The organism is Acidovorax sp. DW039, from assembly GCF_037101375.1.
GTDB lineage: Bacteria > Pseudomonadota > Gammaproteobacteria > Burkholderiales > Burkholderiaceae_C > Acidovorax.
The window spans coordinates 243,808-261,624 of the sequence record NZ_AP029020.1; the positions used below are offsets into that span (position 1 = coordinate 243,808).

General features: G+C 52.7%; 18 protein-coding genes. 5 read left to right on the forward strand and 13 right to left on the reverse strand.

Annotation, left to right across the window (positions count from 1 at the left end):
• Positions 1 to 35: 35 nt before the first annotated feature.
• The 4 genes from AACH87_RS22835 to AACH87_RS22850 are packed head-to-tail and all read right to left on the reverse strand — an operon-like array spanning position 36 to position 4,277.
• Complete coding sequence (locus AACH87_RS22835) at positions 36 to 1,463, reverse strand: aldehyde dehydrogenase family protein (RefSeq protein WP_338799131.1); 1,428 nt, start codon at positions 1,461 to 1,463, stop codon at positions 36 to 38.
• 43 nt (positions 1,464 to 1,506) lie between these two features.
• Positions 1,507 to 1,815 (reverse strand): EthD family reductase, encoded by a 309-nt coding sequence (locus tag AACH87_RS22840; protein WP_338799132.1) that lies wholly within the window; start codon positions 1,813 to 1,815, stop codon positions 1,507 to 1,509.
• A gap of 36 nt (positions 1,816 to 1,851) precedes the next feature.
• Positions 1,852 to 3,450: an NAD(P)/FAD-dependent oxidoreductase gene (locus AACH87_RS22845; protein ID WP_338799133.1), complete on the reverse strand. Its 1,599-nt coding sequence runs from the start codon at positions 3,448 to 3,450 to the stop codon at positions 1,852 to 1,854.
• Between the two features lie 35 nt (positions 3,451 to 3,485).
• Complete coding sequence (locus AACH87_RS22850; RefSeq protein ID WP_338799134.1) at positions 3,486 to 4,277, reverse strand: SDR family oxidoreductase; 792 nt, start codon at positions 4,275 to 4,277, stop codon at positions 3,486 to 3,488.
• 203 nt (positions 4,278 to 4,480) lie between these two features.
• Between AACH87_RS22850 and AACH87_RS22855 the strand changes: the two genes are divergently transcribed.
• Positions 4,481 to 5,188, forward strand: coding sequence for a Crp/Fnr family transcriptional regulator (locus tag AACH87_RS22855; protein ID WP_338799135.1), 708 nt, complete (start codon positions 4,481 to 4,483; stop codon positions 5,186 to 5,188).
• A gap of 228 nt (positions 5,189 to 5,416) precedes the next feature.
• Here the strand turns inward: AACH87_RS22855 and AACH87_RS22860 are convergent, their stop codons facing one another.
• On the reverse strand, positions 5,417 to 5,743 hold the full coding sequence (locus AACH87_RS22860; RefSeq protein WP_338799136.1) for a tripartite tricarboxylate transporter substrate-binding protein: 327 nt from the start codon (positions 5,741 to 5,743) through the stop codon (positions 5,417 to 5,419).
• A 687-nt stretch (positions 5,744 to 6,430) separates the two neighbouring features.
• Between AACH87_RS22860 and AACH87_RS22865 the strand changes: the two genes are divergently transcribed.
• The 4 genes from AACH87_RS22865 (at position 6,431) to AACH87_RS22880 (ending at position 10,055) form a co-directional block, all read left to right on the forward strand.
• Positions 6,431 to 6,742, forward strand: coding sequence for an AraC family transcriptional regulator ligand-binding domain-containing protein (locus AACH87_RS22865; RefSeq protein WP_338799137.1), 312 nt, complete (start codon positions 6,431 to 6,433; stop codon positions 6,740 to 6,742).
• Between the two features lie 92 nt (positions 6,743 to 6,834).
• A complete protein-coding gene (locus AACH87_RS22870) occupies positions 6,835 to 7,644 on the forward strand; it encodes an SDR family oxidoreductase (protein WP_338799138.1) in 810 nt (269 codons plus the stop codon).
• An 87-nt stretch (positions 7,645 to 7,731) separates the two neighbouring features.
• Complete coding sequence (locus AACH87_RS22875; RefSeq protein WP_338799139.1) at positions 7,732 to 9,372, forward strand: methyl-accepting chemotaxis protein; 1,641 nt, start codon at positions 7,732 to 7,734, stop codon at positions 9,370 to 9,372.
• A 368-nt stretch (positions 9,373 to 9,740) separates the two neighbouring features.
• Positions 9,741 to 10,055 (forward strand): delta-60 repeat domain-containing protein, encoded by a 315-nt coding sequence (locus AACH87_RS22880; RefSeq protein ID WP_338799140.1) that lies wholly within the window; start codon positions 9,741 to 9,743, stop codon positions 10,053 to 10,055.
• 299 nt (positions 10,056 to 10,354) lie between these two features.
• Here AACH87_RS22880 and AACH87_RS22885 read toward each other — a convergent pair whose 3' ends face one another.
• From AACH87_RS22885 to AACH87_RS22920, 8 genes are read right to left on the reverse strand one after another with little or no spacing between them, the layout of a single operon-like run.
• Entirely contained in the window at positions 10,355 to 10,843 is a 489-nt protein-coding gene (locus tag AACH87_RS22885) for a 2,4'-dihydroxyacetophenone dioxygenase family protein (protein WP_338799141.1), read from the reverse strand.
• Between the two features lie 42 nt (positions 10,844 to 10,885).
• The gene (locus AACH87_RS22890; RefSeq protein WP_338799143.1) at positions 10,886 to 11,626 is read right to left on the reverse strand and encodes an SDR family oxidoreductase; all 741 of its coding nucleotides are present in this window, start codon (positions 11,624 to 11,626) and stop codon (positions 10,886 to 10,888) included.
• Positions 11,627 to 11,639: 13 nt separating this feature from the next.
• Entirely contained in the window at positions 11,640 to 12,854 is a 1,215-nt protein-coding gene (locus AACH87_RS22895; RefSeq protein ID WP_338799144.1) for an L-dopachrome tautomerase-related protein, read from the reverse strand.
• 39 nt (positions 12,855 to 12,893) lie between these two features.
• Entirely contained in the window at positions 12,894 to 13,832 is a 939-nt protein-coding gene (locus tag AACH87_RS22900) for a sugar kinase (protein WP_338799145.1), read from the reverse strand.
• A gap of 2 nt (positions 13,833 to 13,834) precedes the next feature.
• Positions 13,835 to 14,482 carry an RraA family protein gene (locus AACH87_RS22905; protein ID WP_338799147.1) on the reverse strand — a complete coding sequence of 216 codons (648 nt, stop codon included), beginning with the start codon at positions 14,480 to 14,482 and terminating at the stop codon, positions 13,835 to 13,837.
• Positions 14,483 to 14,540: 58 nt separating this feature from the next.
• Positions 14,541 to 15,503, reverse strand: coding sequence for a C-terminal binding protein (locus AACH87_RS22910; RefSeq protein ID WP_338799148.1), 963 nt, complete (start codon positions 15,501 to 15,503; stop codon positions 14,541 to 14,543).
• Positions 15,504 to 15,515: 12 nt separating this feature from the next.
• Entirely contained in the window at positions 15,516 to 16,499 is a 984-nt protein-coding gene (locus AACH87_RS22915) for a TRAP transporter substrate-binding protein (RefSeq protein ID WP_338799149.1), read from the reverse strand.
• Between the two features lie 35 nt (positions 16,500 to 16,534).
• On the reverse strand, positions 16,535 to 17,812 hold the full coding sequence (locus AACH87_RS22920; protein ID WP_338799151.1) for a TRAP transporter large permease subunit: 1,278 nt from the start codon (positions 17,810 to 17,812) through the stop codon (positions 16,535 to 16,537).
• Between the last annotated feature and the right edge of the window lie 5 nt (positions 17,813 to 17,817).

Here is a 17,817-nt window from a genome sequence, read left to right on the forward strand (position 1 = left end):
GCACTGCGTGCCCGGGAAATTGGTTACACAGTGGCTCAGGATGTAGGCAATTGCATGGACTTGTACTCCATGTACTCTTCCAAGCCGTACCCACCAAGCTCACGGCCGTTGCCAGACTGCTTGTAACCACCAAAGGGCGCCAACAGATTGAAAGCTGCTCCGTTGATATCCACCTGTCCCGTGCGTAGCCGCCGAGCCACCGCCTTTGCACGATTCAGGTCGGAGCTCCAGACACCCCCACCAAGACCGTAAATCGAATCGTTAGCAATCCGCACTGCTTCCTCCTCGGTGCGGTAAGTGATGATTGAAAGAACCGGACCGAAGATTTCTTCCCTTGCAATCGACATCTCAGGTTGAACTTTGGTAAATACCGTGGGCTTGACGTAGTAGCCTGTGTCTAAGCCTATGGGAGCTTCTGCACCGCCTGTGAGTAACTCAGCCCCCTCTTTGATGCCCTGCTCAATGTATCGGCGGACCCGGTCGCGTTGGAGTTTGGACACCAGTGGGCCAAGATTGACTTTGGGGTCCGTTGGATCCCCCATCATGAAACCCGCGATCGCATTGACAACTGCTGTAGTCACCTCGGCGTAACGGGCCTCGGGGACCAGCAAACGCGTGTGCGCTATGCACGTTTGCCCGGAATTGATGAAGCATGCATGCAAGGCACCGGGAATCGCCGTTGAAAGATCGGCATCGTCTAGCAAGATGTTTGCTGACTTTCCACCGAGCTCAAGCGCAACACGTTTGACAGTTTGCGAGGCCAACTCACCAACACGACGCCCAGCCCGGGTAGAGCCCGTGAACGACACCATGTCAACTAGCGGGTGGCTGGCCAATGCTTCACCCACCACGGGACCGACACCTGTCACCAAATTGAAGACACCCGAAGGCAAGCCAACTGAGTCGATCACTTCAGCCAACAAAAAGGCGTTGAGTGGTGCCACTTCAGAGGGCTTGAGCACCACCGTGCACCCGGCTGCCAGAGCTGGCGCCACCTTGGCTGCAATCTGATGCAGAGGGTAGTTCCAAGGCGTGATACAGGCGACAACACCAACAGGCTCACGGACGACTTCAGAATGCCCAACCGTGGTTGAGAAAGGATAGGTGGTTAACTGTTCGGCCGCCATCTGGAAGCTTGCGACTGGAAGGCCAGCTTGAGCAAAACGCGACAATTTGATTGGCGTGCCCACCTCTTGGCTGATGAGTTGAGCGATCTCCTCTTGGCGCACCTTCAAAGCTTCGTGAATCTTCTGAAGCCAGGCGGCACGCTCTGACACCGATGTGCATGCCCAAGCCTCAAAGGCGCCATGGGCTGCTATGACCGCCGCGTCAGCATCGTGTTCGTCCCCCATACAGATGCGACCAATGACGGCCTCAGTTGCGGGGTTGATGACGTCCTCAGAAGATGTGCCGTGGGGCTTTTTCCATTGACCTTGGATGTAAAGCGAATCGTGATGTTTCATGTCGAATTGCGAACAAAGATTGAGAAAAAGAACAACGGCCAGCTCAATACGTTTCGCTGATCAACACACTAGGAGCGGTGTCGGTGTAATTGTCGAGATCGGCGGCCAGTGCTTTGCCATGCTGCGCCATCGCTGCCTTGAAGGTCGCAATGTCATTGAAGAGCATGTGGGCGGCTGCGATAAACGGAGCGGGTTTGCCACCGCCATCTGATACAACCCTATCGATCTCCAGGCGTTGAAGGCCCAGTGGCTGCAGCAGTTCTCGGATCAGCGCCGCGTGCTGCTTTTGATAGTAGTCATGGTCAAAACGTTGGCCCAATGCGGTGGGGTAGGACACCGTGATTCGAATCATGTGAGAGTCTCCATTCAAGTTAGGGGTTAGAGGAATTCAAGGGCGCAGCTCACGGAACAGATCTCGCTTCAAGACGGCAGATGCCGCCAGCAAGCCGCCAACCATGGCACCGCTAACGCCCCCCATGGAGACGTCTTGTCCACTGAAATAGAGGCCTTTGACCGGACTGTGCGCGCGCATCCATCGCTGGGCATAGCGCTGGGGCGTAGGTGAATAAGACATGAAATCGCCCTGGCTGCGGTTCAGAAAGTGATTAAAGCTGAGGGGCGTAGCCAGTTCGGTGTAGTCAACATGTCCTTTGGCTGAAGGGTAAAAGCGATAAACCTGTTCAAGCATCTCTGCAGTCAGCCGCTGCTTTAGATCCTCATAGGCTTGCCCGCGACGCTTCCATTGAGTCTGCGTATAGGGCTCGAACAAGCGCCAATCTGTGAAGCTGCAAATGTCCATGGTGCTTCGGCCTGGATACCGCTCAGCCCATGTCGGATCTTTGGCCGACGGCTGCGAAATGAAATGCAGCGGCATAGGCTCTTGAGCGGGGTTGGCAACATAACGTTTCCAGTCTTGGCCTTGCTGGGCACTGCGGTGGATCCAAATGTTCGCGGGCCCTACACCCAGTTCCTGATTGCTTTTGTTCAAGCCAACATTCAGCACCACAGCTCCAAGCGTCAGTGGCAATTTCGAACTCGCCCAGCGTAAAGGTGCGCAGCTTTCAAGGTCTGCCGGCAACATGTCGAGCGTTTTTCGAATGCCGATCGAACTGATCACCGTTTTGGCTTCAATCACGAAGCCATCCGCCATCTCAACTGCATGCACTTGACCACCACGCTCGATCAGACGCGCCACCTCGGCTCCCACCAAGACCAGGCCGCCAGCAGATCGGACTGTATCGGCCATACCATCGGCCACTCCCTGCGCCCCCCCAATGGGATAGCTCGCTCCATCCAGGTAATGACGGATGACCATAGCGTGCGCCGCAAATGATGCCTGCTCAGGCAAAGCGGCGTAGTCTCCGAAGTGGCCGCACAGCACAGCGATCAATGTCTCATCGGACGTCAACTCACGCAGTACATCCAACACAGTACGACCAGCCCAGGTCATGAATGTGGGTGCCACCTGCGCATAAAGCCCGTCAGCCTGAGAGGGGGGCAGGGCACGCTCGGCAAAGAAGCCAGCAGAGCCCTTACTGGCTAGGTTGACCAATTCAATGTAGCGATCAATAGCGCTTGCCTCTGCTGGAAAATACTCTTTCATGCGGGCTTTGAAAGCGCTGCTGCCGGCGTGGTAGTCGAATATCGCATCGCCGATGGCGATACGGTTATAGATCTCCGGCATGCGTGCCCACTTCAGACGCCCCCGGCTAACTTTGTTGAAAAGAGTGGACAGCGTGCCTTCGCGGTGGACCTCTCCGACATAATGAAGCCCAACATCCCATTCGTAGCCATTGCGCTTGTAGACCTGTAAGCACCCCCCTGCTACGGCATGTCTTTCAAGAACTAAGACACGCTGGCCGTCAAGTGCCAGCAAAGCAGCAGAGCAAAGTCCACCTGCTCCGGACCCAATGACGATGGCGTCAAAAGGGCTTTCTAGGTCGCCCCGAAGGCGAGCTCGTTTGTAGCTTTGATCATCTCCACTCACGGTTGTCTCCTATTTAGGTTTGAAAAAGATTGATCTCAGAGGCGGCTACTGAATAAGCCCGGGCCAGCCAGAGAGGCGCCACCATCCACAGGTAACACTACGCCCGTGATGTACTCTCCGAGAGATGAGCTCAGCATCAAGGCTGCGCTGGCAACTGCCTCAACCGTGCCAAAGCGGCGCAAGGGCACTGCACTTGCAACGGCTTGTCGGTCCGCTTCGGTTGGGGTGAGTCGGCGCATGCCTTCTGTGCCATCGATCGGACCCGGTACGATCGAATTGACTCGAATACCTTGTGGGCCCCACTCCATGGCAAGCACTTTGGTCAGCATGTCAACACCAGCTTTGGCTGCGCATACGTGGGCCTGCATGGGCATCGGGACCAAGCCCTGCGGGGCAGAGATATTGATCAACGAAGCACCGGGGGCGCGCAAACAGGGGTACGCGGCGCGAAGCACATTGAAGGTACCCAGGAGGTCGATGTCGACAACCGACTTGAAACCATTGGGGGAAATGTTGACGGCGGGTGCCACGAAATTACCTGCCGCGCCAGACACCACGACATCAATGGCCCCCCACTGTGTAAATACATCAGAGAGGGCTCCCGCCACTGCCGACGGATCCCGCACATCCCCAGTCAAGCCAACGACTTGCGCACCATCACGCTGCAGAAACTGCACAGCAGACAAGCCCCTTTCCGGGTTACGACTAAATATTGCCACCTTGGCGCCCGCCCGCGCGAAGGCGTCTGCGATTCCAAGATTGATCCCACTGCTACCGCCAGCTACAAAAACAACTTTGCCACTGAAGTCGAATTTCAAATCAGACAAAATACCTCCTTAATGCGAGTGCAATCACACGCATTTAAAAATGAAAACAATGAATGGAATAATTTGGAAAATTTAGTACTGGACGAAATCGTCAATCAGTAAAAGTAGAAAATCACATCTGAGCCTTGAATTTCAAGTTCAATGCTAGTATTCAGATTAAAGTAAGACTATAAAATTTTTTAACTTCAGGAATCAAAAATCTAATGGTTTACGAGGGTGTCGCAATTACCAAACTCAGGCCGTTGCTTCTTCAGGACAGTTGGTTTAGGTCTTGTGCAACTGCCTTCCAAGACACTCTTCTGACGTATGGCAAAGTCCGACGACTTGTCGACGGTGAAGCTCTGTACAGCCGCATGACTCAACTAGAGCAAAGTCTGTTTTGTGTTCTGGAGGGTGCACTTTGCGTTGGCAGTACGGATACGAATGGCCTAGCTTCCATGTTGGTCTATCTCGAACCTTTTCACTGGTTTGGTGAATTGCCTTTGATCGACGGACAGCCTCGCACACACGACGCGCTCGCCGATGGCACAACATATGTCTTGTGTGTGCCGGAGGATCGCCTGATACGATGGCTCGATAGTCACCCTGAAAATTGGCGTGATCTGACACGTCTTTCCGCCTACAAGTTACGCGTGGCCTACAAAGTACTTGGGGAGCCTGGCACGCTGCTTCAACTTGTTGCTCGGCGTCTTTGGCTCGCCGCGCATGGGTTCGGCTCGCGCACGGAAGACCCCAGAAACATCCTGCGGCTTTCCCAGGAGCAATTGGCATTCATGTTGGGGGTGAGCCGGCCAAGCGTGCATAAAGCGCTGCGCATGCTTGAACTCGACGGCATCATCAAGCAACACTATCGAAAGATTGAGGTGATTGACCTTGCTGCACTTGCAGCGAGCGCCAAATACCTCAGCTGAGTCGGCCTCGTATTGCACAAGGCCACCGTTTTATTGGGGTGCCAAGCCAGTAGCATCCGCCAAGTGCTTGTAATATTGCGTCTGGGCGATGTAAAACTGTTGCAACTCCGAAAGGGTCATCTCCTGACCGATGCTTGCTCCAGAAGTTTCAGTTTGGCGTCGATACTCGACATCGTGGAGTGCATCATTAACTGCAAGATTCAGTTGCTCGGCTAGGGTCTCAGGAACTCATTTTTCTACAAAAATTCCGCCCCAAATATCAAGAAAGAAGCCCTTACCACCAATGATTTCATTGATAGTTGGAGTTTCAGGTAATCGGGTTGAACGTCGCTCTGCAGCTACTCCTAATGCTATGAGCTTTTTTTGCTGAATCAACTCGACGGTGTTACCACCCAAGGGTAGAAATGGCATTTGGATTTGCCCACCTATCAAGTCTTGAACTAATGGAGCAGCGCCCTTATAAGGGACATGCGTCATCGACAGGTTAGTGCGGGCGGCAAAATCCTCGCCAGCCAGATGAGGTAACGAACCCGCACTAAAACTGCTGTAATTCAAGGTCGAAAAGTTGGATGTACGCTTACCGGCTCAGTGACATGAGCAGTCCACGGGCATCAAACTCAATACCGCTGACTAGTACAAGTGGTGTGCGACTGGCCATTCCGACCAGCCTTAAGTGATCCGGCCGATGGCGGACAGCAGCCAGCGCCAATGGTGCCAAAATGACACTACTTGGATCAGCAAAAAGAATCGTACGTCCGTCAACAGGTGCACTGAGCAACTATTCCGCCGCGATTGCACCACTGGCTCCTGGGATATTTTCTATCAGGAATCCATAACCGAGACATCTCCGCATAGCTGGTTCGATATGCCGTGCGGTGACGTCGGCAGGGCCTCCAGCGGGATATACAACGATTATTCCAAAATTTTCTAATTATTAACTTGAGCGCAATCTACGGAACTTCCAAGCAATAATAATAATAAACCAAAAGAAATACCTGGCCAGACATCGCTATGTGGAAGCAAATATCGCAAAATTCACGCCGAGAAAAGATAAAAATTCATAAATGTCTCCGCTTTAATTATTTGAGGCACTTCAGTGTCGAATGCAAAAACTCACTAACGGCAGTTTTCCAACAAATCGAAGCTCACTGATGTGTTGATGCGCCAACTTTTTGTGACGACACGACGCGGAGTAGCCTTGGGGACTCATTTGAGGCGGTGGCAAACGTAGGCTTGCCAACCATGACAGCAAAGCAAACCGTGGCAGGCACCTGGTTGATGAGTGTCTTGGAACAGTTCGAAGCACAGATCATGGCGATCAACTCATTGCCCGACGCAACATGGTTGCTCGAAGCCAGCGAGCGCAACCCCACTCGACCATTACAAATGCAAGCGGTGCATCGCATATGGCACCAAGAAGCCAAACTCAACGGGGATCCGCTGCTTGGCATACGTGTGGGGTTAAACCTGTCTCTGCAGGCGGTAAACATCATCGCTTGGATTGCCATCCATAGTCCGACGCTACGGAAGAGCCAGCTTAGTTTTAAGGGTTAACCAGCTACGAACAAATATTAGACTGTCATTTTTTTGACAGAGTGTTGCGGTAATATGCAATAGCATTTTTGATATTTTACTTTTTGTTAAAAATGCATCAAAATTTCAACTACCAAAACAAAACAGTATTCGTAGCCGGAGGGAGTAGCGGAATTAATCTAGGTATAGCTAACGCATTTGCCGAAAAAGGGGCTAATGTCGCTATTATGAGTCGTAATGCAGAGAAGATTAAAGCGGCGGTCGATTTGCTAAAAAATCATTCTGGAAAGGTTATTGGATTTATTGGTGATGTGCGCGACGCCTCAGGAGTTGCTGATATTTTTCAGCAAGTCAATCAATCCTTTGGCCCGATTGATATTGTAGTTTCTGGTGCAGCCGGCAACTTTGTAGCTCCTGTTACTGGTATATCGCCCAATGGCTTCAAAGCAGTAGTGGACATAGACCTCCTGGGTACTTTTAACGTTCTTCGCGCCTCACACCAGTGGTTACGTAAGCCCGGTGCTTCGATAATAAATATTTCCGCTCCACACTCATTGGTACCTACGCCCATGCAAGCACATGTTTGTGCCGCCAAAGCAGGAGTGGATATGTTGACTAGGGTGCTCGCAATGGAATGGGGGCCGGAGGGTATACGTGTGAATTCCATCATCCCTGGGCCTATAGACGAGACAGAAGGGATGAGGCATTTAACGCCTACGGATAATGCAAGGCGTGCAGTGACTGCTAAGGTACCACTGCGTCGCTTTGGTACCATTAATGAGGTTTCTGACGTTGCTTTATTGCTTTGCTCACCTATGTGTAGCTATGTTACAGGTGTAGTTTTGCCTGTTGATGGAGGATCTTCATTAGGTGGTCCAACACCATTTGGTGAAATTTCCTCTAGCCAATCAATTAGAAATTAAAAATTCCATTTTTTAAAATAAATTAAAGGCCATCTAAATTTATTAAATCTTGATTGCCGATCATTTAATTTATTTGAAATCAATCAAATGTCAATTTTGAAAAATATAAATTTCTCAAAGAGGCTGTTTTGCGCATTCTCTATTTTAATACTAATGATGCTTGGGTTGGGTATTGTTAGCTGGATTCGCTCGAGTGAACAGAAATACGCGCTTGATGATGTCCTAAAAATACGCATACCTATCACTAAGGCGCTAGCAATACTAGATGATGCTGTGAGCATTCAGGCAATTCAATATCGCAATGTACTCATTTTTGATTCACCAGAGATCCGTAAGCGCACATTTGAGCAGACTGAGAAAGCAAGGCACGTCGTAACCGAGCAGTACCGAATCCTCGAAGAATTGATCGATAGTGAACAAGGGAAGGAAATTCTTAAAAAAATGACTCAGCAGCGCGGAGATTTTTTAAAGCGTTCGAATGAGTTTCTTAATATGGTGCAACAGTCTAGAAAAGACGACGCAATCATCTATCTAGAGTCACAGTTGCGGCCAATACAAATGGAGTACCAGCGGACAATAGAAGAGCAAATTATCGAACAGAGTAAGCAAACAGCGGGTGCAGCCGATCGGGCCGAAAACGCACTACACGCCCTGCAACGCGACGTCCTGATCGCCATGGCTCTGGCCATCGGTCTTGCGATAGCGCTTGCCCTGGCCATCATTCGGTCCATCACCGCACCGCTCAATCGTGCCGTCGTCATCGCAGACCAAGTTGCCGCAGGCGACCTCACAGCCCCCATCGAAGTCACCTCGCAAGACGAAACCGGCCAACTGCTGAGCGCCTTGGCCCGCATGCAGCAAAGCCTCGTGCGCACCGTCTCCGTCGTACGCCAGAACTCCGAAAGCGTTGCCTCCGCCAGCGCCCAGATCGCCTCCGGCAACAACGACCTGAGCGCACGCACCGAACAGCAAGCCAGCGCCCTGCAGGAAACCGCAGCCTCCATGGAAGAGCTCGGCTCCACCGTGCGCCAAAACGCCGACAACGCCCGCACCGCCAACCAGCTGGCCATGAACGCCTCCAGCGTGGCAGAACAAGGCGGCAGCGTGGTTGCCGAAGTGGTGGAGACCATGAAAGGCATCAACGCCAGCAGCAACAAGATTGCCGACATCATCACCGTCATCGACGGCATCGCCTTCCAGACCAACATCCTGGCCCTGAACGCCGCCGTGGAAGCGGCCCGTGCGGGCGAGCAAGGCCGCGGCTTTGCCGTGGTGGCCGGAGAAGTGCGCAGCCTGGCCCAGCGCAGCGCAGAAGCCGCCAAGGAAATCAAGAGCCTCATCACCGCCAGCGTAGAGCGCGTAGAGCAAGGCAGCCTCTTGGTAGACAAAGCCGGTGAAACCATGACCGAAGTCGTCACCGCCATCCGCCGCGTCACCGACATCATGGGCGAGATCAGCGCCGCCAGCAGCGAACAAAGCCAGGGCGTGGGCCAGGTGGGAGAAGCCGTCACGCAAATGGACCAGGCCACCCAGCAAAACGCCGCCCTGGTGGAAGAAATGGCCGCAGCTGCAGCCAGCCTCAATGGCCAGGCCGGAGAACTGGTCAACGCAGTGGCCGTCTTCAAGCTCGCACAAGACACCAGCTACCGCAGCGCAGCCCCAGCGCCCAGCATCAGCCGGACTACAGCACCCGCTTACAGCACCAAGAGCGCTTTGGCAGGCAGCTAAGACTCCCTAACAATCGCCACGCCAGCTGGTTTTGACAGAAGTTGCTTGGGAGAGTTGTCACGTTTCCTTTGCTGGGTAACTGGCTTGTCCAGTAGCTACGGATGTCGTGAATAACGCCCTGTGGACGCTGATAGTACAGACGCTCACCAGCCCCGCAACCTGTCTCAAAGCCGATAGACAAGTCCCCATTAGTACGCTGCACCGGACTCCGCCATGCACTCTCAACCCGTGCTTTTACCCCCGCCTTTTTCGGCGTTGCTAACTACTGCTGGCAGTGTTGCCCTTTCTTTTCTTTGGTGGCGCGCTTGTTGAGCGCGTTAGGCAGTAAGCCCTGGTGGCTGTTGTGGAGCGCATTGTTGGCGCTGGTGATGCTGGGGACAAACAAGAATGCGGCGGCCCAAAGCGCGCTCGATGGGTTTGCTCCGAATGTCAATAACGGGGTGAGCAGCCTGACAGTGCAGTCCGGCGGCAAAGTGCGGGTGGGGGGCTTCTTCACCAACATTGATGGGCAACCGCGCAATTACGTGGCCCGACTCAATATCGATGGCGCGGTAGATAGCAGCTTCAACCCCGATGTCAATAGCACGGTGAGCAGCCTAGTGTTGCTGCCCGATGGCAAGATGCTGGTGGGGGGCCTTTCACCACCATCGGCGGGCAAATGCGCAACCAACAAATCGTTTTGAAGGAGAGCGCGCAAGAAGCTTGTGCGATGGGTCAAAAGGTCAAACCGGGGTGGGGGTAATCCGATAGGGATACAGAGCATCAAGCCCGATGTGCAGATAGGAGCCTCACCCGCGAAAGCCATCAGGACAAGCAGGACGAACACCCTGCACCGACAGGCCGAAGGTAAGACTGCAAACCCTTCAGACCTTCACGCCGCCGAGTCTTACCCTTCTGGAGACATCCATGTAAGGACATCCCTAGAGCAGGTCCGTTAGGGAATGAAGGAATTAACGTTAGCCTTGAGAGAAAGTCACGATGTTCAGCGAATGAACTGATCTACGTAGTCCAACCCCAAGCCTACTTTCTCGTAGTGCCTACGGCACATCTCTATTTTGGTAAAAACATCCTCATAGCCGGTCTGTCTCCCTTGTTCATCAACATAAACCATGGCGCCATGGATATTGAATTGGGTGATCATTTCAGGCTCACCAGCCACCTCATCTACTGTAAGTGTGTGAATCTCACCCGGTGGCTCATACACGAAGGAGCCAGTCGTTGCTACCCAGTTATGCTCCAAGTAACGCCAAGCTCCCTTCAGTACCAAGCCAGTAACCCAAGAGGGATGTATGTGACGCGAGAGCACACCACTCTTACGCACCCTTAGCAGATTGCACCAGCTACCTGTGACGGTGTTCATGAGTAGAGGGCGAAACCAAACGTTTTCGGCTTGTGGTACCCAGATACGCTCGTCATCGGGAATGGCAGAAACAACAATTTCTTTTTGAATACCAAGGTGTTGAGTGATCATGTTTTTTCTTCGTACAAAAAGCTAGGAGCAGTTCTTGGCTATTCATACGGCCAGGTAGCCGCCATCAACAGGTAGGATCACCCCAGTCACAAAAGCCGCTGCGGTACTTGCCAAGAAGAGCACTGGTCCTGCCACGTCTTGAGGCGTACCCCACCGCCCCAGTGGGGTACGTGAAATAATAGGCTGCGACCTAGCTGGATCGTCCTGTAGTGCTTGGGTCAATGGTGTGCTAATCCAACCGGGTGCTATGGCATTCACCCGAATACCATCATCTGCGAAAGCCACCGCTAAGCTCTTGGTCAGTTGAGCTACGCCCCCTTTGCTTGCGGTGTATCCAGGCACTAATGGTCCACCGAAAAAGCTCAGCATCGAAGCGGTATTGACGATGCAGCCCCGCCTAGCTTTCAACCCAGACCGAGCTGCTGTGCAAACACGCATGGTGCCATTGAGATTGATGTCAATGACCTCCTCAAACACCGAAGGATCATGCTCTTGACCACCGCGACGTACGATGCCTGCGCAATTTACGACGACGTCCAAGTCGCCCAACGCCTTGACTCGTTGCTCCACGGCATTTGCATCTCGGACATCCAAGCGATCAAACTGGATATCGGAGTTGTTGGATCTTGCTAGTTCGACTTCTAGGTCTGTAGCACCGGTGGCTACTACCCACTCTGCAAAAGGAGAAAAGGCACGGGCGATACCCAGACCGATGCCGCTTGTGCCACCAGTTACCAACACTCGAAGGGAAGTCGATGGTTTGATGTGATTTGCTAGCGTCATGTTGTGCCAACCTTCATTTCGCGTGGTACGGCTGTGCCTGAGTGCTTGTTCGATAAATGCGAAAATTAGGGACTGCAGGATTATCGAAGTCCATGTCACCATCGACCCACATGTGCAAATGATTGCTCACAAGGTAAAGTGAGCCACCTGGTCCCCATGCCAGAGTGTCTGGCCAAGAAATGTCCTCGTGACTGAACCATGTGGTGATTGCTCCCGTTGCTGCATCTCGTTTCATAATTCCATTGAGGCTGAGAGCAGTCATATATAGATTGCCCATCCGATCAGAAGTCATGCCATCCGTGTTGGAGGGCAGGGTGGCAACAACCTTGACTGCTGATTTGACATCGTCTTCAGATTTACTGAAATCTCGAATTAGGTCAGTAGGCAGGGACAGTAGACGGTTACCAGTCAGATTCGTCCAGTACAGTGTTTTTTTATCTCCGGATAGCGCAATACCGTCTGCCCCAGTCTTCATACCATTAGGTTTGCCGTCGACTGGTTTGAGTACATCGCGACCGTTGATCTTGAACTGATATTCCTCGTTATTCACCCATTCAGGAGCCGAAAGCACACGTTTGGCCTGGCCCGACCGGATGTCATAAACGATCAGTCCTCCTTTGAGTGGGTCGCAGAAAATTCCAGAATCGCTTATGTAGACAACTCCAGCGTCGTTATCCACAACCACGTCGTTGAGAAACGAGCATTTTTTATCTGTATCTGAGTCCTTAAATTCGTAACGAGCTATCTCTTTGCCCGCGCGGAGATCCCATGCGATCAGCTTCTCATCCCCTGGACCAGACGGAGCCCCTGCGACATGACCTTGGTCCAGTATCCACATCACATCGTTTCGATCGATCTCAAACCCCAACACCGCCTTGAGCCCACGCGGATTGTTGACGTCATTCATGGACTTACTTGGGAAAGGCTGAAGCTTCCACTCCGTGCCTTTACGTACTAGCTTGGAAAGAGTGGCTGGTACCTCCTTACCACCCCAGCGAGCCGTACTCACATAGAGGTTGTCCTTGGAATCTGCCTTAACCCCTTGCATCAGCACCTTTTTGTAAGTCTGCTGTTCGTCGTAGGCTTTCTCTGCGGCTTTATCGCCGAGATCGAAACTCAACCGATTCCATTCCGCCACTATCTCTACCTTACGCGGGCCTGCGTGAGCCATGCCAAGTGCAGCGCCCAATACAAGCGCGGCGCATACACATTCAAATCGAATTTTCATGTTGTCTCCTTGTTAGCGGTCTGGTGAAATGCTGGGCGCCTAAATCAACGCCATTGCTTGGAGCACTTGAGTCGCGTTTGGAATTGGTTCAACTGCACCAAAGCCTTGGGTGGAAAGGGCTGCCGCAACGGCGGCATAGCGACCGGCCTCCTGTAGATCATCACCTGCCAAATATCGAGCGACAAAGGCACCTCCAAATGTGTCGCCGGCACCTGTTGCGTCCACTGGATTGCAGGGGTATGGAGGAATGCGATAGCGTTGCTGTGCATCCGCCACAATGGCTCCGTCAGCGCCTAGTTTGAGTGCCACGATCTTGGCGCCTAGTTTTAGGCAATGATCGACAAGTACATCTGGGTTGCGAAGCCCTGTGATAGCAGCAATATCTTCATAGCTAGGCAAGCATAGGTCGGACAGCCGAATCAGGTCGCTCATCACAGCCCGAGCACGGTCTACTGGCCATAAGCGCAACCGAAGGTTAGTGTCGAAAGAAACTAGGGTATCGGCATCACGTGCTGCACGCACTGCGGCGTAGCATGCATCACATGCGGTGGTCGAGATCGCAGCCGAGATGCCTGAGAGGTGCAGCACGCGTGAGGCCCGTATCAGATCTAGCGGAAGGTCCGTAGCTGCATATTTGGAGGCAGCAGAACTACTGCGAAAGAACTGAAAGTGGTGGCCTCGCTCATCATGACTGACGAAATACACACCGGTATAAGCTTCGGGAAAGCTTTTGACCGCATGGTGGTCTACGCCTTCACGCTCCCATAATTGGCGGAAGAGGGCGCCGTTAGTGTCTTCACCTACAGCACCAATATAGGCTACTAGAGCACCCTGTCGTGCAGCCGAAATGGCAAAGTTTGAGGTGTCGCCCCCGAAACCCTGTAGATATAGTCGTCCCTCACCATCGCCGGTCTGGTTGAATTCCACCATTGGCTCACCCAGAGCTACGATGTCAAAGCTCTTATGTGAAGCTTTCATACTCAGATTCGACCGTATTTGGCCAAGCCAGCACGCAAAGACTTCTCAGAAATGATCAGCTTAGCCTGCTCCAGTTCACGGAGATCGATTTCTTGTGCCATAGCTAGCACCTCGGCAGCCTTTTGGTGAGGCACAACGACAACTCCGTCCACATCGCCGACGACAATATCCCCAGGGTGTACGATCACGCCGCCAACCACCACCGGTACCTGAGAAGCCACCGTACGGTAGCGGCCCAAGGTTGTGCCTGGGCTTACATCGCGTGCGTACACTGGAAAACCGTAGTCACGACGGATTTCGGTCAAATCACGCACAGCGCCATCCAAAACTGCCCCCACATGTTGGTTCGCCACTGCCCCAGCCGTCATCAAGCCACCCCAGACGGCAACATCAGGTTGTCCACTTTCGATCGAAATCACGATCACGCTTCCGCGCGGCGCTTCGTCAATGAGGTCTAGTGCATGTTGCGGTGGCAAAAACTCATCGGTAGCAGCTTCGAGCACCGTAGCTGCAGGGCCGCAGATGCGCTCTTCATTAATGCGTGGCTTAATGTTGCTGCTCATGTATCCGCGGTGACCACAAACTTTGTCAACAGCGTCAGCAATAGAAGCGATGGCCACTTTCTTGAAGCCTTCTACGATGGATTCCATAAAAAATCTCCGTCAGTATTGAATTAATGTTGATGAAATTGGATGCGTTGCACTCAGCTCACCAGCGGTTTAGCCAATGGCGTGGTGCCTCGCCTTGCAGGACGCGTGCAGCCTCTTCAGCTGCCTTGCGTTGTACGTCGCGCATTGCTTCTTCGCTGTACCAACCGATGTGGTTAGTAAGGACAACGTTGTCCAACTTCAGGATTGGGTGCTGAGGATCGATAGGCTCATGTTCGAAGACATCCAGACCCGCACCCAAGATACGGCCCTCTGCCAAGGCGTTGTAGAGAGCATCCAGATCAATGAGGCCTCCTCGGGCTGTGTTTACAACAATTGCCGTAGGGCGCATCAAAGCGATACGATCAGCGTTGATCAAATGTCGTGTCTCAGGGGTCAGCGGCGCATGCACCGAAATCACATCGGCCTGAGCGCAAATTTGATCGACGCTGGCCAACTCAATGCCAGCTATATCCTTTACGGCCGGATCGCTCACTAGCACCCGCGAAAACCCAAAGCCTCCGAGCATGGCGTGAGTTAGTCGAGCGATACGGCCATATCCCAGTAGCCCTAACGTACGGCCACGCAGCCGGTACATGGGCTGCAGTACACCAGTGGACCAACGACCTTCTCTGACCTCGCGGTCATGCAAGCGCAGGCGTCTTACTACGGCCAGTAGGAGTGCAACAGATTGGGTGCTGACCTCGTCGGTACCATAGTCAGGCACGTTGGCCACGGCAATTCGGCGGGCTTGTGCTGCTCTCAGATCAATATTGTCGACACCGATGCCATAGCGCACGATTGCTTGGCATCGATGCATACCGTCAATAGTGGCTGCATCCAGTGGAGATTCCCTGACAAGCACAGCATCCACATCGGCAGTAGCGCGACGGATTGCTTCGACATTACCGCCGCACGCTCTAACCTCAAAGTTGGCACCCGCTGCAGCAAGAATTGCAATTTCTTGATCATAGGCGTGGTACCCACCGTCTATAGCCACCACCAGCTTTTTCTTCGTATTCATGAGGCTCCTGCTTTAGTTTTTGAGAGAGCCGATTTGCTTGACTAGATCTGGGCCGATCTCGTTCGCAAACTTTATGACTACTGGCCTGACTGCATCACGCAAACGTTGAAGTTCGCTGGGACTCAGTTCATTGATTTGCATTCCTTGTGCCTTTACGGAAGCCATGAGTTTGGCGTTCTGGTCACGTTGAAGCTGGCGTTGGAATTTGGCAGCCTCTTGAGCGGCCTCTTTTACTGCGATCTTGTCGGCAGCGCTGAGCCTATCTACCCACTTCTTACTAGCTAGCAGAATGAAAGGCGAATACACATGACTAGTAAGTGACATGTACTTCTGCACTTCATAGAACTTCGACGACTCAATGAGGCCGATAGGGTTCTCTTGTGCATCCACTGCCTTCGATTCAAGGGCACCGTAGAGCTCAGTAAATGGCATCGGTACGGGATTCGCACCCAGTGCCTTGAAAGTCTCGATAAATACTGGGTTCTGAATAACACGTATCTTCAAACCAGAGAGATCCTCCAAGCGCTGTATGGGACGCTTCGAATTCGTAACACTGCGAAAGCCGTTTTCCCAATAGCTTAGGCCAACAAGTCCGAATGCCTCGAGTTTTGCGGCTAGTTGCTGGCCTACCGGGCCATCAAGCATGCCGTCTGCTTCGTTATAACTAGACACTAAGTACGGCAGATCAAAAATCGCGTATTCCTTGATGGACCCCACCAAGTTAGATGTCGGTCCAACCATCATTTCCAGAGTGCCACCTTGTACAGACGATTGCATAGCAGGGTCGGAACCCAGCTTTCCACTGCCGTAGGTATTAATGGTCACTCTGCCGCTGGTCTTTACCTTGACCAGCTCTGCAAACTTACGAGCAGCGACCCCCTGTGGATGGTCTTCAACCGCTCCGTAACCTAGCTTTGCCGTACTTTGTGCCATTGCAAGTGGCGCTGTAATCAATACACCAATAATCAAGGCCAAGGAAGAGAGTTTTTTACGCATGGTTTGTCTCCGTATTGGTAGGGATAAGAATGAAATCAACGCAGCCATTGGAAAGGCACTAACATCAAAGAAGGGAAGATGCTCATAAGAATCAGAACTAAGGTCTCTGCATAGAGAAAAGGCATCACTCCTCGAATAACTTCATTCATTGGCACTTTCCCAACTGAACAAACTACGTTGAGAACGTTACCTACCGGGGGAGTCAATAAACCGATTGCGTTGTTCATTACGAACAGCACACCGAAGTAAACCGGATCAATGCCTGCCGCCTTCACCAACGGCATCAGCACGGGTGTCAGAATCAGAATGGTTGGAGTGAAATCCAGCGCCGTGCCCACGATCAGTACGATCAACTGCATAAGGATCATCAGAATTACCGGGCGATCAATAAACGGACTAAGCAACTTGATTAGTTCGTCTGGAATATTGGCCACAGTGATAAGCCAAGCTGAGATCAGGGCTGCCGCTACAAGGAACATGACTACGGCAGATGTGCGAGCCGCAGCCAGCATGGCTTCATATAGCTTGGACCAAGTTAGCTCTCGGTAGGCAAAGGCACCGACCATTGCTGCACACACTGCAGTGACCACCCCTGCCTCTGTAGGTGTGAAGACACCAAACTTGACACCCACAATGATGATTAACGGCAGGATCAACGCCCAGCCGGATTCGCGCAGTGCGTTCCAGCGTGCACCCGAAGCAGGTAGAGGCTGTGAGGCTGGTGCTTCCTTTCGGCATACCCACCACCAAGTAATCAACAATGACATAGCCATCATCAATCCGGGGACGATGCCTGCTATGAAAAGTTTGCTGACTGACACTCCAGCAATAGAGCCGAATAACACCAAACCTATTGACGGTGGCACAACTGGCGCGATGATTCCGCCGGCAGCCAATAACCCAGCTGAGCGTCCAACGTTGTAGCCGGCCTCACGCATCATTGGGATCAGCAGAGCTGCCAGGGCTGCTGAGTCTGCAATTGCAGATCCAGAGAGACTGGCCAGTAGCAGGGCAGTGATCACCGCCACATAGCCCAAGCCACCGCGCACATGACCCACCCAGGCCATCACGGCGTTGACGATACGCCTTGACAACCCGCCGGCATTCATGAGTTCACCAGCGAGTAAGAAAAAGGGGACAGCCATCAATGGGTAGCTATCTGCTCCATCGACCAGGTTCTGAGCAAGCACCTGTGCGTCAAAGATATCAACTTGGAACATGAGCGCTACGCCACACACCATCAGGGCAAAGGCGATCGGCATACCCAGCGCCATCGCACCAAGCAGCGAAGTGATGAAAACAAAGACGGTCATCGTTA